This window comes from Micromonospora fulviviridis, assembly GCF_014648395.1.
Lineage (GTDB): Bacteria > Actinomycetota > Actinomycetes > Mycobacteriales > Micromonosporaceae > Micromonospora > Micromonospora fulviviridis.
Genome location: NZ_BMRA01000002.1, coordinates 592,150 through 612,054, shown reverse-complemented (window position 1 = coordinate 612,054; position 19,905 = coordinate 592,150). Strand labels below are relative to the sequence as shown.

The 19,905-nt window shown below is 71.8% G+C and carries 19 protein-coding genes; 14 read left to right on the top strand and 5 right to left on the bottom strand.

What is annotated here, in order from left to right; translation table 11 throughout:
* Nucleotides 1–88: 88 nt before the first annotated feature.
* The 3 genes from IEY96_RS07820 to IEY96_RS07810 all read left to right on the top strand — a co-directional run bounded on the left by IEY96_RS07820 (nucleotide 89) and on the right by IEY96_RS07810 (nucleotide 1,888).
* Nucleotides 89–967 carry a hypothetical protein gene (locus IEY96_RS07820; RefSeq protein ID WP_229791434.1) on the top strand — a complete coding sequence of 293 codons (879 nt, stop codon included), beginning with the start codon at nucleotides 89–91 and terminating at the stop codon, nucleotides 965–967.
* 79 nt (nucleotides 968–1,046) lie between these two features.
* Complete coding sequence (locus IEY96_RS07815; RefSeq protein WP_189194100.1) at nucleotides 1,047–1,484, top strand: nitroreductase family deazaflavin-dependent oxidoreductase; 438 nt, start codon at nucleotides 1,047–1,049, stop codon at nucleotides 1,482–1,484.
* A 92-nt stretch (nucleotides 1,485–1,576) separates the two neighbouring features.
* Nucleotides 1,577–1,888, top strand: coding sequence for a hypothetical protein (locus IEY96_RS07810; protein ID WP_189194099.1), 312 nt, complete (start codon nucleotides 1,577–1,579; stop codon nucleotides 1,886–1,888).
* Between the two features lie 25 nt (nucleotides 1,889–1,913).
* Here the strand turns inward: IEY96_RS07810 and dacB are convergent, their stop codons facing one another.
* The gene (dacB, locus tag IEY96_RS07805; RefSeq protein ID WP_189194098.1) at nucleotides 1,914–3,497 is read right to left on the bottom strand and encodes a D-alanyl-D-alanine carboxypeptidase/D-alanyl-D-alanine endopeptidase; all 1,584 of its coding nucleotides are present in this window, start codon (nucleotides 3,495–3,497) and stop codon (nucleotides 1,914–1,916) included.
* 315 nt (nucleotides 3,498–3,812) lie between these two features.
* Between dacB and IEY96_RS07800 the strand changes: the two genes are divergently transcribed.
* Nucleotides 3,813–4,094 (top strand): iron-sulfur cluster biosynthesis family protein, encoded by a 282-nt coding sequence (locus IEY96_RS07800; RefSeq protein ID WP_189194097.1) that lies wholly within the window; start codon nucleotides 3,813–3,815, stop codon nucleotides 4,092–4,094.
* 1 nt (nucleotide 4,095) lies between these two features.
* On the opposite strand, the gene IEY96_RS07795 is transcribed toward IEY96_RS07800, so the two are convergent.
* Nucleotides 4,096–5,199 (bottom strand): beta family protein, encoded by a 1,104-nt coding sequence (locus IEY96_RS07795; RefSeq protein WP_189194096.1) that lies wholly within the window; start codon nucleotides 5,197–5,199, stop codon nucleotides 4,096–4,098.
* Nucleotides 5,200–5,524: 325 nt separating this feature from the next.
* On the opposite strand from IEY96_RS07795, the gene IEY96_RS07790 reads away from it, so the two are divergent.
* From IEY96_RS07790 to IEY96_RS07775, 4 genes are all read left to right on the top strand, one after another.
* Complete coding sequence (locus IEY96_RS07790; protein ID WP_189194095.1) at nucleotides 5,525–5,926, top strand: hypothetical protein; 402 nt, start codon at nucleotides 5,525–5,527, stop codon at nucleotides 5,924–5,926.
* Nucleotides 5,927–5,973: 47 nt separating this feature from the next.
* On the top strand, nucleotides 5,974–6,756 hold the full coding sequence (locus tag IEY96_RS07785; protein WP_189194094.1) for a hypothetical protein: 783 nt from the start codon (nucleotides 5,974–5,976) through the stop codon (nucleotides 6,754–6,756).
* A 200-nt stretch (nucleotides 6,757–6,956) separates the two neighbouring features.
* Nucleotides 6,957–7,349 carry a cupin domain-containing protein gene (locus IEY96_RS07780; protein ID WP_189194093.1) on the top strand — a complete coding sequence of 131 codons (393 nt, stop codon included), beginning with the start codon at nucleotides 6,957–6,959 and terminating at the stop codon, nucleotides 7,347–7,349.
* Between the two features lie 271 nt (nucleotides 7,350–7,620).
* Nucleotides 7,621–8,988: a pectate lyase gene (locus tag IEY96_RS07775; protein WP_229791433.1), complete on the top strand. Its 1,368-nt coding sequence runs from the start codon at nucleotides 7,621–7,623 to the stop codon at nucleotides 8,986–8,988.
* Between the two features lie 39 nt (nucleotides 8,989–9,027).
* On the opposite strand, the gene IEY96_RS07770 is transcribed toward IEY96_RS07775, so the two are convergent.
* Nucleotides 9,028–10,215, bottom strand: coding sequence for a threonine synthase (locus IEY96_RS07770; RefSeq protein WP_189194092.1), 1,188 nt, complete (start codon nucleotides 10,213–10,215; stop codon nucleotides 9,028–9,030).
* Between the two features lie 8 nt (nucleotides 10,216–10,223).
* A complete protein-coding gene (locus IEY96_RS07765) occupies nucleotides 10,224–11,258 on the bottom strand; it encodes a DNA polymerase ligase N-terminal domain-containing protein (protein WP_189194091.1) in 1,035 nt (344 codons plus the stop codon).
* A 118-nt stretch (nucleotides 11,259–11,376) separates the two neighbouring features.
* On the opposite strand from IEY96_RS07765, the gene IEY96_RS07760 reads away from it, so the two are divergent.
* From IEY96_RS07760 to IEY96_RS07745, 4 genes are all read left to right on the top strand, one after another.
* Nucleotides 11,377–12,159, top strand: coding sequence for an aldo/keto reductase (locus IEY96_RS07760; protein ID WP_189194090.1), 783 nt, complete (start codon nucleotides 11,377–11,379; stop codon nucleotides 12,157–12,159).
* A 565-nt stretch (nucleotides 12,160–12,724) separates the two neighbouring features.
* Nucleotides 12,725–13,906 (top strand): AAA family ATPase, encoded by a 1,182-nt coding sequence (locus tag IEY96_RS07755; protein ID WP_189194089.1) that lies wholly within the window; start codon nucleotides 12,725–12,727, stop codon nucleotides 13,904–13,906.
* A 3-nt stretch (nucleotides 13,907–13,909) separates the two neighbouring features.
* A complete protein-coding gene (locus tag IEY96_RS07750; RefSeq protein WP_189194088.1) occupies nucleotides 13,910–14,836 on the top strand; it encodes a hypothetical protein in 927 nt (308 codons plus the stop codon).
* Nucleotides 14,837–14,886: 50 nt separating this feature from the next.
* Complete coding sequence (locus IEY96_RS07745) at nucleotides 14,887–15,345, top strand: hypothetical protein (RefSeq protein ID WP_189194087.1); 459 nt, start codon at nucleotides 14,887–14,889, stop codon at nucleotides 15,343–15,345.
* A gap of 78 nt (nucleotides 15,346–15,423) precedes the next feature.
* Here IEY96_RS07745 and IEY96_RS07740 read toward each other — a convergent pair whose 3' ends face one another.
* Nucleotides 15,424–16,563, bottom strand: coding sequence for a glycoside hydrolase family 12 protein (locus IEY96_RS07740; protein WP_189194086.1), 1,140 nt, complete (start codon nucleotides 16,561–16,563; stop codon nucleotides 15,424–15,426).
* 342 nt (nucleotides 16,564–16,905) lie between these two features.
* Between IEY96_RS07740 and IEY96_RS07735 the strand changes: the two genes are divergently transcribed.
* Entirely contained in the window at nucleotides 16,906–18,012 is a 1,107-nt protein-coding gene (locus tag IEY96_RS07735; protein WP_189194085.1) for an FAD-dependent monooxygenase, read from the top strand.
* A 128-nt stretch (nucleotides 18,013–18,140) separates the two neighbouring features.
* A complete protein-coding gene (ctaD, locus tag IEY96_RS07730) occupies nucleotides 18,141–19,898 on the top strand; it encodes an aa3-type cytochrome oxidase subunit I (RefSeq protein WP_189194084.1) in 1,758 nt (585 codons plus the stop codon).
* Nucleotides 19,899–19,905: the final 7 nt, after the last annotated feature.

Sequence of the window (19,905 nt, the reverse complement as noted above, 5' to 3'; positions counted from 1 at the left end):
AAACTGCCCCCCGCCGACATATGGCGCACCGCCGCCCATGATGGAAACGTGAACCGGCGGCCGGAGCGCGGCGGTGAGCGGAGGTTCGGTGGGGCAGCAGGACCACGGTCGGGTCGGCGACCGGACGTCGTACCCGCACGGGCACACGCGGTCGGCGCTCCGCCGGCTGGCCCGGGCCCGGCGACGACGGCGCTGGCTGCTGGAGGCGGTGGCCGCGTTCGCCTGTCTGGCCGCCCTGGTGGCCTACCTCGGCAGCGAGCGGCACGACAAGCCGCGGGAGGAGAGCGCCGTGCTGCCGGCCCGGCCGACCGGCCGCCCCGTGCTGCCGCCCCCCGGCGGCGCCCAGGCCGGGGCCGTCACGCCGGGGCTGCGCCCCCGCCAGCGCCCACCCTCGCCCAGCCCGTCGCCGTCCACGCCCGCGGTGCCGCCGACCCTGACGGTGAGCCAGGCCGAGGTGCCGGCACGGGTCGACCTCAGCGCGGCGGGCCCGGTCGACTGGGTCCAGTGGGGACTGCTCGGGGCACGGACGCCGGTGCGCAAGCGGCACGGTTCCGGCGACATCCGCGACGAGGGTGGCCGGGGCGAGCGGCAGAGCTACAGCAACAACCCGGAGGCGTACGCCTGGCACGACGGCGCCCCGGTCGGCTCGGCCAGCGGCACCATGTCCGGGGTGTACACCTGCGACCGCGGCAACGGCTTCACCCTGGCCGTGGCCGCCGACGGCCAGCCCCGCACCGTGCACCTCTACGCCGGGGTGTGGATGGCCCGCGGCCGCCTCGACCTGCGGATCTCCGGCGGGGGACCGGCCAGCACCCTGCGCCTGGAGGACCCGCACACCGCGCGGACCGCCGACTTCACCATCCGGTTCCGTGCCCCGGCCGGCGCGAAGCTGCTGATGACCTGGACGGTGGAGGAGTCCCTGGGGGACTGCGGCAACGTCAGCCTCCAGGCGGTCGCGCTGCGCTGACCGCCGATCGCCCGGTGCCCGGCTCCGGCCGGGGGTAGCGTGGGCCCGGCGGGCCGACCGACGATCCGGGAGGGACACCATGACCACGGGCGAGCAGGTGCTGGACAGCCCCGAGGGTTGGGTCGCCGAGCACATCCGGCGATATGTGGAGACCGGCGGCGCGGAGGGCCACGAGTGGCGTCCCGGCGTCTTCACCCTGCTGCTCACCACCCGCGGCCGGCGCTCGGGCAAGCTGCGGCGTACCGCGCTCATCTACGGCCGGGACGGCGACGCCTACCTGGTGGTGGCGTCCCAGGGCGGAGCGCCGCAGCACCCCGCCTGGTACCTCAACCTGCTGGCCGACCCCGAGGCGCAGGTGCAGGTCGGGGCGGACACCTTCGCGGTCCGGGCGCGCACCGCGACGGCGGAGGAGAAGCCGCGGATGTGGCGCACCATGACGGCCGCCTGGCCGGCGTACGACGAGTACCAGACGAAGACCGACCGGGAGATCCCGGTGGTGGTGCTGGAACGGGTCTGAGTCGCCGGGGACAGTTTGTCCGTCGCGGCCGTCGCGGGACGCCGTAGTTTTCCGATGTTCCCGTCCGACCATCCGCTGTGGAGGCTCGACCGATGAGCAGCAGGGCCCGCGTCGTCCGTTCCCTTCCGCCGTCCGACGGCGACGTGCTGCGGGAGATCCCGCTGCCGCCGTACGTGACCGGAGAGGACGCCCAGTTCGCGGTGCGGGCGGTGGTGGTGCACGCGCCACGGCGCTGGTCGGGCGGGACGATCTGCCGCAACGACGCCAGCCCTCACCCGTGCCGGCTGCACCGGTGGGGACGGCGGGTGCTCACGCTGCGCGGCCTGCCGCCGGCCGAGATCGACGCGCTGATCGAGCGCGGCGACCCCGCCGCCGAGCCGCGCCCGCCCCGGCCCGGCGCCTGAGCGGCCGGACCGGAGCGGGTGCGGCTCAGCAGACGACCGGCTTCACCCAGGAGCACTCCAGACCCTCGGACACCCGCGGCGACTCCGGCGCCGTCGGCACCGCCAGCCGCGCCGTGGTCGTCCCCATCTCGGTGTACGAGGCCAGCGCGATCGCGATCTGGTCCTCCAGCCCCTTCACCGACGAGGTCAGGTAGTTGTTGAGCACGACGGAGAAGGCCAGCACGTGCCCGTCGGCGTCGGTGGCGTAGCCGGAGAGGCTGGACGCGCCGGTCAGGCTGCCGGTCTTGGCGTGCACGTTGTCGGCCGCGGCGGTGCCGCGCATCCGGCTGCGCAGCGTGCCGCCGACGAACCGCTCCGGGTTGCCGGCCACCGGCAGGGCGGCGTACCAGGTGTCGAACCAGGGTTCGGCGCGGACCGCCGAGAGCAGCGCGACGAACTGGGCGGGCGGGATCATGTTGCGCCGGGACAACCCGGAGCCGTCACGCTGGCGCAGTGTCCCGGTGTCCATTCCGGAGTCGCCGACGTACTCGCTGATCGCGGTCAGTCCGGCGGCCCAGGTGCCGGAGCCGGAGAGCACCCGGCCCAGCTCCTTGGTGAGCACCTCGGCGTGGCCGTTGTTGGAGAGCTTGAGGAACGGCACCATGAGGTCGGCCAGCGGCATCGAGTCGTGCCGGGCGACCGGCTTGGCGTCGTCCGGGGTGGCCTGGCCGAGCACGGTCCGGCCGAGGACCCGCACCCCGTGCCGGTGCAGCGCCGACCGGAAGATGTCGGCCGCGTACCCGGTCGGCTCCCAGACCGTCATCCAGTCGCTCTCCTCGGCCTGGCCGACCGCGATCTGGCCGGTGACCACGATGGTGTTGCCACCGTGCTCGCGCTCGAAGGAGATCGTCGTCTGCCCGGTGGCGACCGTCTCGGCCCGGTTGTCGATCCGAAGCCAGCCGTTGGCCGGCGTCATGGTGATCTTCGGCCGCGTGCCGGCCTGCCCGGCCGGCGCGGCGTGCACGATAACCGTGCCGGCGTCGTAGTCGGTGTCCGGCGCGACGGTCAGCGCGGACACCTGCGCCGCGTAGTAGTAGGACTCGTCGTCCCAGGTCCAGTCCGGGCCGAGCCGGGTCCGGTCGTAGCGGGTGTCGTCGGCGACCAGGTTGCCGGTCACCACCCGTACGCCCGCGGCGGCCACCTCGGCGGCCAGCCGGTCGTAGTCCTCGGCCAGCATCGTGGGGTCGCCCCCGCCCCGCAGGTAGAGGTTGCCGGAGAGCAGCCCCGCCCGCCTTGCCCCGTCGCCGGCCACGTCGGTGGTGAAGCGGTGCCCCGGGCCGAGCAGCTCCATGGCCGCCGTCGAGGTGAGCAGCTTGGTGTTCGAGGCGGGGACGAGCCGCCGGTCCCCGTTGCGGTCGTAGAGGGTCTGCCCGGTGGTGGTGTCGACGACGACCACGCCCGCCTGCGCCCCGGCCAGCCGGGAGTCGGCGAGGATCGCGTCGATGGTCGCGTGCAGCCGCGTCTGCGCGGGGGTGGGCGCTTCGGCCGTGGCGGTGGGCGCGCCGGCGGTGGCCGCGGTGGCGACCAGCGCCAGCACCGCGAGCGCCCGGGGGAAGAGACGACGATGCATGTGCCGATGCTGCCATGGAGCTTTCCTCCGGAGAAGACTCCCGCGCGAAAGTTATTGACGGACGGGGGCCGAACCCGCCGCAATACCCCGAATACGGCGGGAAAAACATTCGTCGGCGCGGCGTCACCGGTCCGGTGTCGACTGACCCGGCTCTATTTGACGGATGCCCGGGCAGGGGGCACCGTAGGCCGTGAGGGGCGTTCGACCTGCCCTGGTTTGCACGGCGAAGCCTGATTCGCCATCCCCGGGCCTCGACCGGCCGCACGGGCCGTCGACCGCCCGCGATTCCCGAACCAGCCCACGAGGAGTGCCGCCATGCTGACCATGACCGAAAACGCCATCCTGGTGATCCGTGACCTGGCCAACCAGCAGGACGTCGCCGAGGCCGGTGGCCTGCGCATCGCCGCCGACACCGACGCCGGCTCGCTCTCCATCGAGCTGGTCGAGGAGCCGATCCAGGGCGACCAGGTGGTGGACAACCAGGGGGCCCGCATCTTCCTCGACGCCGACGCCGCCGAACTGCTCAACGACACCTCCGTGGACGCTACGGTCGACGACGAGGGCATCGTCCAGTTCGGCTTCACCGAGAAGGAGTGACTCACCCGGCGCGACGCGTCTCGCCGCCGCGCTGCGGCCGGCCGGCACGCCCCCGCTCGGGGCTGTCCTGATCGGCCCGCCAGGGCCCGCCGCGCTGTTCCCGCTCCAAGCGGAGCAGCGTGGCCAGCACGTGCGCCAGGTGGTGCGACGTGCTCCACGCGATCCAGTTCGCCGGTGAGCCGGCGCCCGCGCCGCGCCGTGCCCGGCGCAGGATCTCGTGGTCGCCCCAGGAGAAGCTCGCGCCCGCGGCCGTCCAGTGCGGGGACGCGACGAGCGTGCGGCACAGGTCGGCGAACCGGTCGTCACCGCGGCCACCCCGGCGCGACCACCGGTAGACCCACCACGCCCCGGTCGTGGTGTAGCGCAGCGTCGGCAGCCGGTCGCCCGGCCCGTCCGCCCCGGGCACCGCGCAGCTCACGCCGTAGTCCCCGTAGCCGAGACCGAGGTCGGCCAGGCGCTGCGAGAGCTGCCAGTCGAAGCGGTCGACGCGTACCGGCTCGTCGGTGGGGAGCCGGGCCAGCGTCGGCGGCATCCCGCCGGCCGCCACGCTGACCGAGCGCCAGGCGTGCCGCCGGGCCCACTCCGCCAGCCGCCGGACCCGGGGCTCGACCAGCCGGACATCGGCCGGGCAGCACACGTCTCCCGCGTCGACGAGCAGGTCGCACTGCTCCGGCACCAGCCCGGCCAGCCGCCACACCCGCTCGACCGCGGCCGTGGAGGCGTCCGGACCGCCCCGGTCCTGCCCGGTCCGCAGCCGGACCACCGCCCGCCGCGCGTACGCCCGGGCGGCCGCGCCGTGCGCCACCAGCCGCCGGTCGCCCTCCGCGAGCCCGATCACCGGCAGCAGCGGTACGCCCCAGCGGACCAGTTCGCTCTCCGGCGAGTCGGGCAGCGCCGACACGTCGACGGCGGGAAGGAGCCCGGCCGGCAGCCGGCCGAGCAGGTCCACGGTGCACGGATCCACCGCGTGGACGTCGATGACCGGAGCGAGCAGCGGAGCGGTCGCGTCGTCGAGATGGGCCAGCGCCTCCAGCTCACCCCGACGACCGGCCAGCACAGGGCGGTAGACCGGTTCCGCCGCCCGACCCCCGTGGGCGGGCACCATACTTCAATGTAGCGACCCGATCGCGTTCCGCCACGGGCCTTCCGGGCATCGTTGCCGATCCATCCGGCGTCGCGCGGGCCGGCACCTCCTGACGGGGCCGGACGCTCGGGGCCCCGAGCGCTCCGATCCGATGTCGCACAGCCCTCCGCGACCGCGTTTTCCCAGCTCAGCGGCCTGAACTGTCCTTGATCGGACAGTGCTGCCGCTGGTTGGCGGGCGGTGGGCCGGCATAGCTTCGGGAACACGGAGGGCGATCGCCGCCGATCCGCCCGCCCGCCCCGTACGCCTCGCCGCCGCCGCCGCACCGGCGGCAGAGAGGACCGCCATGTCCAGCTCCAGATCGAGGAGGGGAGCGGTCGGCCAGCCCGCCCCCGACGCGGAGGAGGCCGCCCGCGCCGACACCGAGATCAACTCGTGCACCGCGGCCGGACTGCCGGCCACCGCCCGCGTGCTGTTCGCCGTGGTCGACGCGAACGGCAGCCTGGTCCGCGGGCTCGGCGCCACCTCGGCCACCCGCCTGGCCGCCGGGATGTACCAGGTCGCCTTCGACCAGGACGTCGCCGGCGCGGCCTACGTCGGCACCGTGGGGCCCGCCGCAGGCGGGCTCGCCCCGCAGGGGGCCATCACGGTGGCGCCGCGAACCGGCATCCCGAACGCGGTCTTCGTCGAGACGTACGCGGCGAGCGGCCACACCGACCGCCCGTTCCACCTGGCCGTGCTCGCCTGACCGGCGCGGGGCGGTGCCGGGCGGGTGTCCTGTGGCAGCATCGCGCGGTGCGCCCCCACCGCCTGCTCGTCGCCGCCGCGGCCCTGTCGGCCCTCGCCCACCTGGTCGGGCGCTGGTACGACCAGCCGCTGCTGCCGGCCGCGCAGGCCCTGGCCTGGTGCGCCCTGGCCGGCGCCGCGCTGACCGCGCCCGAACTGCCACCCCGCGCCCGGTACGGGCTGGCCGTCGCCGCGGCCGCCGTCGCTGTGGCGACCGCGCCCCTGCACGGTGAGCCGCAGTTCGGCTGGGTGGCAGCGCCACCGGTCGAGCCGGGGTGGACCGCGGAACAGGCCCTGCGCGGCGTGGCCGGGATCGGGCTAGCGGTGGCCGTCGCCGCCCTGCCGAGGCGGGCGCCGGACCGGCGTCGCACGGCTGCCGCCGTGGTGCTGGCCGTGCTGGCCGGCCTGCTCGCCGTGGTCCGGGACAGCGCGGTCTTCCTGCCCCCGTACGCGCTGCCGCCCGACCCGGGCGACGTGCTGCCGGCGTACCTCGTGCTGGTGGCCCTCGCCCTGGTGGCCCTGGTCCGGTCGGGGTCGGTGCCCGCGGCCCTGGGCCTGGGCCTGGCGGCGGTGGCCGCGCTCGGCGTGGTGCCGCCGGCCTGGCCGGCGGGCGGCGCCCCGGGTCCGGGGCTGGTCTTCTACAGCGCGGAGGAGTACCGCGTCCGGGTGACCGGGGGTGGGGTCTGGGCCGACCTGCTGGGCTTCCTGGCGGCGGCGTTCGTGCTGGCCGGGTGCCGGTGGGCGGACCGGGTGCGCACACGAGCGCACGGCGCCGCCCGACCTGGGTCGTAACGTCGCCGCGCTCTGGCCGTCTCCCACCACCGCAGCCGTACGGCGGTACGACAGCAGGGACCTGGCTCGACCGGCCAGCGTGCACCGGTCTCGGAGCAGCAGATGCCCGTCCAGAGGGGATCCAAACCCCGGGCGGGTGGGGAATTCCACCATTTGCGAGTCCCGGCGTGAGCGGCGCGGGGACCGGGTATGTGCGGGCCATGGAGCATTTCACGATCGCGACCGTCGCCGAGAAGAGTCCCGACTTCCGCCGCGTGCTCTGGACCGGGGAGCACACCCAGCTGGTGATCATGACGATCCCGGCGGGCGGGGAGATCGGCGAGGAGGTCCACGAGGGCATCGACCAGATCCTGACCTTCGTCAGCGGCACCGGCGAGGCGCGGGTGGCCGGGGAGAAGAAGGAGGTCGTGGCGGGCGACCTCGTGGTCGTACCGGCCGGCACGAAACACAACTTCGTCAACACCGGCCCCAACCCGCTCGTGCTGTACACGGTGTACGGCCCGCCGGACCACGCCGACGGGGCGGTGCACCGGACCAAGGAGGAGGCCGAGGCGGCCGAGGCAGCCGGCGAGGACGAGCCGCCCACCTCCTGACCGCGCCGAACCGCTTCCGCGCTCCACCATCACCCATGGTGGAGCGCGAGTCGTTTGACCTGCAACAATCCTGCACATCGCAGCCATTGACGTCGATATCTGCACGGGCCTAGCCTGCTGGTACGGGAAAGCCCTTTCCTGGGCTCCGCTTCCTCGCCCCCGCATCCGGAGACCGGGCCTCCGGCCGGGGCGCACCGACCGTCGCGACCGTGGCCAGGCGTCGACCCTCCGCCGCGGCGGTCCACCACCACGTGCCTCAAGGAGGACAACCGTGCAGACCTCACGTGCCAGACTCCGCCGCCCGCTGCTGCTCGCGGTGGGCGCCGGAGCCACCGTGGCGGCGCTCGCCGCCGGGATGGGGACCTCGGCCTTCGCCGCCACCGTCTTCTCCGACACCTTCTCCGACGGCGACGCCGCCGGCTGGTCCAAGTCCGGCGGGACCTGGGCGGTCGCCGACGGGGCCTTCACCCAGTCCAGCACCGCCAGCGAGCTGGCCCGCCAGTTCGCCGGCCAGACCGGCTGGACCGACTACCAGGTGCAGGCCCGGGTACGCCCGACCGGCTTCGCCTCGTCCAGCGCCCTGGTCGGGCTCGCCGCCCGGGCCAGCAGCAGCACCAAGATGTACCGGCTGGCCCTGCTCGGCTCCGGCCGGGCCGAACTCCAGGCGGTCAACGGCAGCCAGATCACCTCGCTCGGCTCGGCGTCGGTCGGCGCGACCACCGGCACCTGGTACACCCTGAGGATCGAGGCCAGCGGCAGCACCATCCGCGGCTACGTCAACGGCGCCCAGGTCGGCGGCGGCAGCAACAGCCTCGTGGGCGCCGGCCGGATCGGCCTGGTCACCGCCTACGCCGCCGGCAGCTTCGACGACGTGGCGGTGGACTCCTCGGTCAGCACCCCGACCACGCCGCCGACCAGCACCCCGCCCGGCTCGCCCACCCCGACCCCCACCGGCACCACGCCGCCGCCCGCCTCGTGGCCCACGCCCACCGCCAGCGTCAAGGTGGACGCCACCACCGCGGTCTCCGGCACCTTCGACGGCGGAATGAAGCGCTACTACGGCATCGGCGACGGCGGGCAGAGCGAGAGCCAGGACCCGATGTTCGAGCTGGCCGCCGGCGCCACGCTGAAGAACGTCATCATCGGCGCGCCGGCTGGCGACGGCGTGCACTGCGAGGGCAACTGCACGCTGGTCAACGTCTGGTGGGAGGACGTCGGCGAGGACGCCGCCACCTTCCGCGGCGGCACCACCTACACGGTGGACGGCGGGGGCGCCCGGTCGGCCAGCGACAAGGTCTTCCAGCACAACGGCCCGGGCACCGTTTACATCCGCAACTTCCGGGTGGAGAGCGCCGGCAAGCTCTACCGGGCCTGCGGCAACTGCTCCACCTCCTACCAGCGCCACGTGGTGATGGACAACGTCACCGCCACCGGCACCAAGGTGCTGGCCGGCATCAACACCAACTGGGGCGACACGGCCCGGTTCAGCCGGATCACCATCCTCAACGACCCGAACCGGTCCACCCGGATCTGCGTCAAGTACCAGGGCGTGCCGAAGGGCAGCGAACCCACCGAGATCGGCGCGGGCGCCGACGGGGTGAACTGCTTCTACTCCGCCTCCGACATCACCTACCGGTAGAACGGTCCGGCGCGGGCTCCCCGGTCACGGGGGCCCGCGTCACACCGTCGGCACGCCGGAGACGTCCACCGTCTCCGGATACTTGAGGCCCGCGCCGGTGTTGAGCACCACCACCCGCTCGCCGGAGCGGATCCAGCCGCCGGCCCGCAGATGCCGGGCGGCGGTCAGGCAGGCCGCCCCCTCGGGGCAGAGCAGCAGGCCCTCCCGTGCGGCGAAGTCACGCAGGTCGGTGAGGATCTCCGCGTCGTCCACGGCGATCGCGGTGCCGCCGCTCTCCCGCAGCGCGGCCAGGATCAGCTCGTCGCCGAGCGGGGCGGGCACGGTGATGCCGAACGCCAGGGTGTGGGCGTCCGCCCACGGGGTGGCCCGCGGTTCGCCGGCCGCGAACGCCCGGACGATCGGCGCGCAGCCGGTGGACTGCACCGCGACGAGGCGGGGCAGCCGGTCCTCCACCCAGCCCAGCTCGCGCAGCTCGTGCAGCGCCTTGTGGATGCCGATCAGCCCGACCCCGCCGCCGGTCGGATAGATGATCACGTCGGGCACCTGCCAGCCGAGCTGCTCGACGATCTCGTACCCCATGGTCTTCTTGCCCTCCAGGCGGTACGGCTCGCGCAGCGTGCCGGCGTCGAAGACCCGCCCGCCCGACTCGGCGACCAGCCGGGCCACCCACCGGCCGGCGTCGCTGATCAGGCCGTCCACCAGCCGCAGGTCCGCCCCGGCGGCGACGCACTCCCGCCGGCAGATGGTCGGCGCGTCGAGGGGCATGGCGATGGTCGCGCCCATCCCGGCCCGGGCCGCGTACGTCGCCCAGGCCGCGCCCGCGTTGCCGTTCGTCGGCATGGCGATCCGCTCGACGCCCAGCTCCCGGGCCCGGCTCACGCCGACCGCCGCGCCCCGGGCCTTGAACGACCCGGTCGGGGTCAGCCCCTCGTCCTTCACGATCAGGTCCGGGATCCCGATCTCCTGCCCGTACGCCGGGGCGCGCAGCAGCGGCGTCCAGCCCTCGCCCAGCGTGGTGACGAAACGGGGATCGGCCACCGGCAACAGCTCCCGGTAGCGCCACAGGTCGGCCGGGCGCAGCCCGAACTGCTCCGGGGTGACCGCGGCGGCCACCGCGGCCAGGTCGTAGCGGGCCAGCAGCGGAGAGCCGCACTCGCACAGGTTCTGCAACTTGTCGGCCGGATGCCGCCGGTCGCAGCGCGGGCACTCCAGGTGCGTCAGGTGCACGGTGCTCCTCAGCTCGGGTCGAGGCTCAACCAGTGCCGGCTGCGCCGACCCGGCTCATAGGGGGAGTCCAGGCGCTTGGCCACCACCCCCGGGAGCCCCTGCTCGCGGGCGGTCCGCAGGGCGTCGGCGCCGACCCCCGGGAACCACGGCGGAGTCTGCCAGTGCGGGCCGGTCAGCGCCAGACCGTCGAGCAGCTCCCGGCGCTGCGCGTACGGCACGTCGAGGCTGGTCACGCCCTCCAGCCAGAGCAGGTCGACGGCGAGGAACTGGCCGTCCCGCTTGCTGGGTGGCTTGACCCGCCCGCCCGGGTCGATCCGGACCAGCACGCCGTCCAGCACCGCCTCGACCGGGGCCAGCTCCTCGGCCATCGCCCGCAGCCACGGGTACGCCCCGGTGACCTCCTCGTCCGCGGAGTCGAGCAGCCTCAACCGGCCGCCGGAGACGTAGGCCATCGCCCGCACGCCGTCCCAGCGCAGCTCGTAGCCCCAGGAGGCCTCGTCCTTCGGCAGGCCCTTGCCGGGCGTGGTGTGCATGGGACGGACCAGCTCGGGCATCGGCGTCCAGCCCTCCGGGGCCGGGTCGGTGCGGCGGACCATCCAGTCCCGGCCCCGGCCGCCGGTGGCGAAGAGGACGTACCGCCCCTTCGTCCGCCGGCCGTCCAGGACCACGATCACCTCGTCGTCGCGCCACTTCTCCGCGCGGTAGGTGCCGGTGTCGTGGACGCTCATCCGACCGCCGCCGTACTCGCCGGCCGGGATCTCGCCGTGGAAGGTGAGGTACTCCATCGGATGGTCCTCGGTGTGCACGGCGAGGTGGTTGCGGCCCGGGTCGCGGGGCAGGCCGCGCGGCACCGCCCAGGAGGCCAGCACGCCGTCGTGCTCCAGGCGCAGGTCCCAGTGCAGGCTCCGGGCGTGGTGCTGCTGGATCACGAACCGGGGCTTGCGCCGCGCGGCCCGCTTCCGCTCCGGGGTCGGTTCCGGCACCGGCTCCGGGGTACGCGCCGCGTCCCGTTTCCGCCGGTACTCCTCCAGCCGGTCAGCCACCCCCGCATTCTCCGGCAGGTCCGGCCCGATCGCCCGCTTCCTGCCGCTTCTGTCCCGTTCGACCGCCGGTCGGCGGGTCGCCGGCATGGCGGGGGCGATCACGGGTAGAAGCGTCGGTATGGACCTCGACCAGCCCACCGTCCCGCTCACCGGCGACGTCCGGATGCCGCTGCTCGGCTTCGGCACCTGGCAGGCCACCGGCAACGCCGGGTACGACGCCGTGCTCGCCGCCCTCGACGCCGGTTACCGGCACATCGACACCGCCACGATGTACGGCAACGAGAAGGAGGTCGGCCGGGCGGTCCGGGAGAGCGGGCTGCGCCGCGAGGACCTCTTCATCACCACGAAGCTGCCGCCGGACCGGGTGGGCCGGGAGCGGGAGACCATCGAGGCGAGCCTGGCCGCCCTGGACACCGACCACGTCGACCTGTGGCTGATCCACTGGCCGCCGTCCGCGCCCGGCGACAGCATCCCGGTCTGGCGCGAGCTGCTCGCCGCCCGGGACGAGAACCTGACCCGGGCCGTCGGGGTGAGCAACTACAGCGTCAGCCAGATCGACGAGCTGATCCAGGCCACCGAGGAGACCCCGGCGGTCAACCAGATCCGCTGGAGCCCGTCGCTGTACGACCGCCAGGTGCACGCCGCGCACCGGGACCGGGGCGTGGTGCTGGAGGGCTACAGCCCGTTCAAGACCAGCGACCTCTCCGACCCGGTGCTGGTCCGGATCGCCCAGGCGCACGACGTCTCGCCGGCCCAGGTGGTGCTGCGTTGGCACATCGACCACGAGATCGTGGTCATCCCCAAGTCGGTCACCCCGGACCGGATCCGGGCCAACGCCGACGTGTTCGGCTTCTCGCTCACCGCCGAGGAGATGCGCGACATCGACGCCCTCGGCGGCTGACGCCCGTTCCCGGCGCCTGACTCCGGTGCGCCGGTTGCCGTTCCGAGACCGGCTACTCAGGCGACCCACTCCTGTCCGATGTGGGCGGCCCGCCGACTACTGCGGCCGCCAGCGGTCTGTTCAGAGGGTGGCGTCCAGATGACGCTTCGCTTAACGTACGCGAAAGGCGCAGTCGGAACCACGTCTCCCACACAGGCGTGAGTGATTCCGCCGGGGCGAGCCTTGCGCGGTCCCGCGAGAGGCGGACCTCAGCCGACGCCGCCAGCGCTGGTCATCAGTCGCACCTCTCGCTCAGGGGGACCGGAGATGATGTCAGTTCCGCCAGAAGACTCCCCGGACGTGCAGACGGCGGTCGGCACCGCCGGCGACTCCGCGGCCCGCCGTGAGGGGTGAGCCGAAGCCGCGCAGGGTCCCGAAGATACGACGGCGTTCGGCGCTGCTGCTCCGGCGCTGGGCTGACCGATTGGACTCTCGTGACAACGCAGATGAGTTCGATCCGGTCTGGTTGGACCCACCGCCGCTGACCCGGCGAGAAGGTCGTCCATGGGGCCCGTCAACCGAACCCATGCTGGACGAGTTCTCGCCGGATGAATTTCCTGCGGACGAGCATCGAGACCGGAAGCCGCACGAACGCCTCCTGGTCCACATCGAACCGGCGCAAGCCCGCCCTGCCGCCATCCGGTCCCGCCTCTCCGCCGTCATCGGCCAGGACACGGCGAAGGACTACCTCTCCGTGCTGTTCTCGCTCCACCTCGCCCGGGTGTTGGCCGGCCAGGATCAGGAACGGGGGCTCCCGTCGGCCGTGCTGGTGGGCCCTACGGGCGTCGGTAAGACGCACAGCATGAGAAGCCTCTCCCACCAGATCGGCCTGCCCTTCGTCACTGTCGACTGCTCCACCCTGGTGGAGGCGGGCATCGTGGGCGGCCAGCCCGAGGACATCATGGAAATGCTGGTCGGAGAGGCGCAGACGCTCCTTGACTCGACGCAGAGTCGACCCAGCCAGGATGACGTCCGCTGGCTCGCCGGTCGAGGCATCGTCTTCTTCGACGAATTTGACAAACTCGCCAGTCCTGACGGCAAGGAGGGTGGCCGAGGAGGCTCGGAACGCGGCAGAGCGGTGCAGCGTCGGCTGCTGACCCTGCTCGAGGGCGATCTGGTTGCAATCGGGCGAAAGACCGTTTCCTGGTCGGAGCACTACATTCACACCGCGAATCTCCTCATCCTGGTGGGTGGAGCGTTTGCGGGTATCGACTCCAACGAGGTCCGCTCGAAACGAAGGGTCGCGCCCAAGCCCGCCGAGACCGAAGGCGCCAACGCCGGCGGTGTCACCGCGGAGGACATACAGAACTACGGCTTCATGCCCGAACTTGTCGCGCGCCTACCCGTGATAGTTCCCTTCACGGAACTCAGCACCGGGCATCTGGAGCAGATTCTACGCAACGACCAGGTGTCACCGCTCAAGTTGTGGCAGGACGCTCTCGCCGGTCTCGACATCCCGTTCGAGGTCGAGGATCGGGTCCTTCCGTTCCTCGCCAAGGAGGCGGTGCGGCTGCGTATGGGTGCCCGCGCCTTGCAACAAGTAGTGTTCCCGCTGCTTGCCCGGAAAACTGTTGCCGCCGACATTAAAGGGGGAGCCGCCGTCCGGCTCGCGGTGGAGGACTTTCGGCGTGAATCGCAGCTGAATCCGCTCGAACCCCTCCCCGAAGTGCAGACCGAGGCGCAACCGGATCAGCCGAAGGAGTCCTGAGAATTGAACAGCGATGATGCGGGCTGGGACGCTACCAGCGAGGAGATGATGTCGTGGGAAAGGTTCTCCGGCCGACGCTCGATATTCGACAAGCTACTTGACATCAACGAGTTCGCGGTGGTGGCGGAGATTCCGCCGATCCCGGAGGTCGGCGAAGGGGGCTTCGCGCAGGAACTCAGTTCCAAGGTCTATCCGCACGTGCTGTCGGCAATCGAGAAGGCTCGGTTCTTCAACCAGTCCGATCTGGCACTCTCGGGTATGCCGGGCCGAGCCGGCGTCGTGTATCAGGACGACCGGTACGACTTCAAGGTAGAGATCGGAAACGACACCATCCTGGTCCGCCGGGACGGCTCGCGGATGGAAGACTTCCACTACTGGTTCCTCAAGTTCGGAGATCCGCTCTCCGCGCTGATCGCGGGCTGTCTCGATGAACTGAAAAATTTGACGGGTAGAGAGTTCACGATTTTCCGGGCCAGCTTCTACTTCAAGTTCATCGTGCACAGCCTCTATGCCGAGGGCAGCAAGCGTCGCATTCGTAACTCAGAGGTCATGCGGAAGCTGGTCAAAGGCCTGCCGAACGACAGTGGCCAGCTGTCGGACGAGGAGGAGGTGTTCGACACCGCAGGACGGATCGACGTCAACATTTCGAGATGGGTCCGCACCTCGGATCAGCTGCTACGGCTGGAGAGGTACACCGTGGAAGCGCCGGCCAACAAGGAGTTCGCCGGCCTGTGGTTCACCTTCGGATACGGCGGGGAGACATACAAGTCACCGAACAGCCGGGACCGTGAGCCGTTCGAGCACCGCAAGTTCTTCGGCGAGTACGAGGTCGCGTACGGCAGATTCCTCAGGGATAAGGCGATCCTCAGCTTCATGAGCCAAATCATGTCGGGCATCGACTTCCGAAGCTCGGCGAGCGTTCTCCCTTGATGGTGGACATGGGGACAGTGCCGGCTTGGCTCGGCGCTGGAGTAGCCGGGTTGAGCGCCACGTTCGCCGCTTGGACCATCAGGAACGAGGTTCGCAAGCGGGCGGACGAGGAAGAGAAGCTGTGGTGGTCGAGAGCTCATTCGATCATCGGCTCGGTATCGGCGCGGGACGTTGTGGGGGCGCATGCCCGGGAGTTGGAGTTCCACGCGCAGAGTTATTCGGACCTTCCGATCTTCAATTTGCGTGTCGCCGTGTCCATCGACCCGGTCGGAGCGCTGACCTGCCATCTGCTCAGATCGGACCGTCCCGTACGACTCGAGCAGGAGGCGGGGTCGGTCGTGGTCCTCTTCGGCCACCTGGCTCCGGGCGGGGCATCGTCAGCCACGGTGCGGTGTGAGTCGAAGGTCGACTGGAGTGTCGGTTCGGAGTTGTGGTCCTACTCGGACGCCCAACGGACCGTATGGCACAGTGGCGGCACCAATCAGTGGCGTCGTGGTGGACCCGGGTGAGGACACGCACGTTGTCCTGCCGAACCCGGAACGGGCGGCTGGAGGTCGTCGCCGACCTCCAGCCGCGCAGTGCCGCTGTCAGACCCTGGTGCAGGTGGCGCCGTTGAGGGTGAAGCTGGTCGGGGCGGAGAACGCGCCGTTCAGCGTCGCCTGGTAGCCGAAGTTGGTCGAGGCCCCGGGCGACAGCGTGCCGTTGTAGCTGACGTTCCGGGCGGTCACCGCGGACCCGCTCTGGGTCACGGTGGCGTTCCAGGCGTTCGTGACGGCCTGCCCGGAGGGCAGGTTGTAGGCCAGGGTCCAGCCGTTGACGGTGCCGGAGCCGGTGTTGGTGATCGTCACCTCGGCCGTGAAGCCGTTGTTCCAGACGTTGGTCGCGGTGTACTTCACCGCGCAGGCCGCATTGCCCGGGGGCGGGGTGGTGGTCGGGGGCGGCGTCGTGGTGGGCGGCGGGGTGCTGCCGCCGGTGTTGACGCTCTGCGAGAAGGAGTTGACCGCCAGGCCGACGCCGCCCTGCCACGGCTCGAAACCGGCCTGGATGCTGGTCAGGTACCAGTCACCGGTGATCGCGCCCCGGTTCTTCGTGTCGTTGATGAACGCCATGGCGTCGAAGCTCATGCTGGGGATCGCCGACGGGGCCACGTACGAGATGACGTTGTTCGAGCCGTTGCTGCCCCGCCAGACCTCCCAGGTCCGGCCGGCGATGCTGGCGTTGCCGACCGGCGAGCCGATGGGCTGGATGGGGCCCTGCCGGTTGAGCCAGATCATGATCTCCATCTGGTTCACGCCGTCCTTCTTCGGCGACGGGTCGAGCCAGATGTCGTACGCGGCGTCGTAGACGGCGCCGCTGACGTAGTTGTAGCTGATGCTGGCCGGCGCGCTGCTGATGCTCTTCACCTGCACCGGCAGGTTGGTGCCGGGTGAGCAGTTCGTGTAGTGGCAGCCCACGAAGATCGACGGGTACGACACCGGCGCGCCGCTGGTCGATCCGACGCCGTCCTGGCGGGTGATCGAGAAGCCGGTGGAGGTCACGTTGATGCACTGCTGCGCGCTGGTGCCCCAACGGTTGTTCTGCACGACGTACTTGCCGCCGATGGTGGTCGACCCGTACTGCTCGCAGATCTGGGTGTCAGCGGAGGCGGTGCCGCCGAGCGCGACGGCGACGATCGAGCCGGCGGCCAGCAGGCCGGCCGCGGCGAGGGCTCTCAGTGGACGCTTCATGATGCTCCTTGGGCTCGGCGCGGGGGCGCCGGTTCGTGTCGGGAGGTACGGCCGGGAGCGCTCCCAAGCTCAGAGCAACACATTTACATGTCTGAAACAGGTGCGCAACCGTACCGACCGAAGCAATCGAATCGACCACCGTCCGTACGTGATCGGTGGCAGCGCGTCGGGGCCGTCGACGTCCAGGTCACCCGGTCGGGGCGGGATTCCCGCCGGTGGGAGGGGCCGTCGTCGCTGACCGGGCCGCGACGCCAGGGCCGATGGGCACTTCCGCCGGTTGGTTGCGGCGAGTAATGTCTTGCCTCCAACGCGTTCCGATCCCCTCCGGAGGCGTACCCCACGATGGGTGGTTCCCCCCTGCGCATCCTCGTCGTCGGCGCGGGCATCGCCGGTCTCGCCGTGGCCCGGGCGCTGCGCCTCGCGGGGTTCCGCCCCGACGTCACCGAGAAGCTGCCGCCGACCGAGCGCGCCGACATCGGCCTCTACCTCCCGGGCAACGCGGCCCGGGCACTGCGCCGGCTCGACCTGGACGGCCCGGTACGCCCCCTCGGCCAGGTCATCCACCGGCAGCGCTTCCTGGACGCCACCGGCGCGCCGCTCTGCGAGGTCGACCTCGACGCGCTCTGGGCCGGGGTGGGGGAGTGCCGCGCGCTGCCCCGCTCCGAGCTGCACCGGGTGCTGCTCACCGGGGCCGGCGGCGCCGTCCGGCACGGGGCCGAGGTCAGCACCGTCGAGCCGCTGCCCGGCGGCGTCGCGGTCGGCTTCACCGACGGCACCAGCGGCGAGTACGACCTGGTCATCGGCGCCGACGGCCCCCGCTCGGCGGTGCGTACCCTGGCCGCGCTCGGCGGCCCGGCCCGCCCCGCCGGCCAGGTGGTCTACCGCAGCGTGGTGCGCGGCGGCCCCCGGGTGGCCGACTGGACCGCCCTGCTCGGCCAGCGCGCCGGCTTCCTGGTGGTGCCGATCGGCGCCGGCCGGCTGCACTGCTACGCCGACGAGGCCGGCACCAGCCTGCCGGCCGACCCGCTCGCCCGGCTGCACGAGCTGTTCGGCGACTACGGCGGGCCGGTCCCCGAGGTGCTCGCCGCGCTGGAGACGGTGGACGTGGAACTCACCGAGGAGGTCGAGCTGGGGCGCTGGTTCCACGGCCGGGTGCTGCTCGTCGGTGACGCGGCTCACGCCACCGCGCCGACGCTCTCCCAGGGCGCCGCCATGGCGCTGGAGGACGCCGTGGTGCTCGCCGAGTCGCTGCGGGCGGCCGGCAGCGTCGAGGCGGCGCTCATCGCGTACGAGAGTCGCCGCCGCCCGCGTACCCGCTGGGTGCGGGACCGGACCCGGGACCGCAACCGCACCCGCGACGTGCCGCCGGCGCTGCGCGACCCGTTGCTGCGCGGACGTGGCGGGCGGATCTTCCAGGAGCACTACCGGTTGTTGACCGGTCCGCTCTGACGGGGCGGTGATCGTAGCCGCCCACCCCACGCGGCGGGGCCACCTACCGGGGACTATCCTCCTTGCGGATGACGGCCGCGCAGATGAACAGCGCGCCGAGCGGGACAACCCAGAACCGGAGGCCACTCGTGACCACCGTCGCACCCAAGCCGGTCGTGACCCGGCCCTGGCCGGTCCGCGAGCCGGTCAAGGGGTCGGCAATCGCGCGGCTGCTGCGCACCACGGACGCGAAGCAGATCGGGATCATGTACATGGTCACCGCGTTCGCGTTCTTCCTGATCGGTGGCCTGATGGCCCTGATCATGCGCGCCGAGCTGGCGCGGCCGGGCCTGCAGTTCCTGTCGCCCGAGCAGTACAACCAGCTCTTCACCATGCACGGCACGATCATGCTGCTGTTCTTCGCGACGCCGATCGTGTTCGCCTTCGCGAACTACGTGGTGCCGCTGCAGATCGGCGCGCCCGACGTGTCGTTCCCCCGACTGAACGCGTTCGCCTACTGGCTGTACCTGTTCGGCGGCACCATGGCCACGGCCGGCTTCATCACCCCGGGCGGTGCGGCCGACTTCGGCTGGACGGCGTACACGCCGCTGAGCACCGCCGAGCACGCGCCGGGCGTCGGCGCGAACATGTGGGTCGTCGGCCTGGCCATCTCCGGTCTGGGCACGATCCTCGGCGCGGTCAACCTGATCACCACGATCCTGACCCTGCGCGCCCCCGGCATGACCATGTTCCGGATGCCGATCTTCACCTGGAACATGCTGGTCACCAGCCTGCTGGCGATCCTGGTCTTCCCGCTGCTGGCCGCCGCGCTGTTCGCGCTCGCCGCGGACCGCCTGATCGGCGCCCACGTGTACGACCCCGCCACCGGCGGCCCGATGCTCTGGCAGCACCTGTTCTGGTTCTTCGGGCACCCCGAGGTCTACATCATCGCGCTGCCGTTCTTCGGCATCATCACCGAGATCATCCCGGTCTTCTCCCGGAAGCCGATCTTCGGTTACAAGGGCCTGGTCGCCGCGACCATCGCCATCGCCGCCCTGTCGATGAGCGTGTGGGCGCACCACATGTTCGCCACCGGCCAGGTGCTGCTGCCGTTCTTCAGCTTCCTCAGCTACCTGATCGCCGTGCCGACCGGTATGAAGTTCTTCAACTGGATCGGCACCATGTGGCGGGGCCAGATCACATTCGAGACGCCGATGCTCTTCGCGGTCGGCTTCCTGGTGACCTTCCTCTTCGGTGGCCTCACCGGTGTGCTGCTGGCCAGCCCGCCGCTCGACTTCCACCTGCACGACTCGTACTTCGTGGTGGCGCACTTCCACTACGTGCTCTTCGGCACCATCGTGTTCGCCGTCTTCGGCGGCATCTACTTCTGGTTCCCGAAGATGTTCGGCCGGATGCTCGACGAGCGGCTCGGCAAGATCCACTTCTGGCTGACCATGATCGGCTTCCACACCACCTTCCTGGTGCAGCACTGGCTCGGTGCCGAGGGCATGCCCCGCCGGTACGCCGACTACCTGCCCGGTGACGGCTTCACGTTCCTGAACACGCTGTCCACGGTCGGCGCCTTCATCACCGGTATCTCGACCCTGCCGTTCATCTGGAACTGCTGGAAGTCGTACAAGACCGGTCCGGTGGTCGAGGTCGACGACCCGTGGGGCCACGGCAACTCGCTCGAGTGGGCCACCAGCTCGCCGCCCCCGCTGCGGAACTTCGACCGGATGCCGCGGATCCGCTCGGAGCGGCCGGCTTTCGACCACAAGTTCCCCGAGCTGGCCGCCGGCACCAGCCTGGCCGGCCCGCCGGAGGGCGGCGCCAAGCCGCTGACCCGCGAGTCCGACGGTGGCGCCAGCTACCAGGAGGACACCGAGGGCCGGCTCGAGAAGAGCTGACCCAAGC

Excerpts from the sequence above, each read along its gene's own strand:
- IEY96_RS07780 (WP_189194093.1), top strand. The coding sequence starts at position 6,957 with ATGGAGCATTTCACGATCGCGACCGTCGCCGAGAAGAGTCCCGACTTC.
- IEY96_RS07735 (WP_189194085.1), top strand. The coding sequence starts at position 16,906 with ATGGGTGGTTCCCCCCTGCGCATCCTCGTCGTCGGCGCGGGCATCGCC.
- IEY96_RS07800 (WP_189194097.1), top strand. The coding sequence starts at position 3,813 with ATGCTGACCATGACCGAAAACGCCATCCTGGTGATCCGTGACCTGGCC.
- IEY96_RS07740 (WP_189194086.1), bottom strand. The coding sequence starts at position 16,563 with ATGAAGCGTCCACTGAGAGCCCTCGCCGCGGCCGGCCTGCTGGCCGCC.
- IEY96_RS07795 (WP_189194096.1), bottom strand. The coding sequence starts at position 5,199 with ATGGTGCCCGCCCACGGGGGTCGGGCGGCGGAACCGGTCTACCGCCCT.
- IEY96_RS07810 (WP_189194099.1), top strand. The coding sequence starts at position 1,577 with ATGAGCAGCAGGGCCCGCGTCGTCCGTTCCCTTCCGCCGTCCGACGGC.
- IEY96_RS07790 (WP_189194095.1), top strand. The coding sequence starts at position 5,525 with ATGTCCAGCTCCAGATCGAGGAGGGGAGCGGTCGGCCAGCCCGCCCCC.
- dacB (WP_189194098.1), bottom strand. The coding sequence starts at position 3,497 with ATGCATCGTCGTCTCTTCCCCCGGGCGCTCGCGGTGCTGGCGCTGGTC.
- IEY96_RS07755 (WP_189194089.1), top strand. The coding sequence starts at position 12,725 with ATGCTGGACGAGTTCTCGCCGGATGAATTTCCTGCGGACGAGCATCGA.
- IEY96_RS07760 (WP_189194090.1), top strand. The coding sequence starts at position 11,377 with ATGGACCTCGACCAGCCCACCGTCCCGCTCACCGGCGACGTCCGGATG.
- IEY96_RS07815 (WP_189194100.1), top strand. The coding sequence starts at position 1,047 with ATGACCACGGGCGAGCAGGTGCTGGACAGCCCCGAGGGTTGGGTCGCC.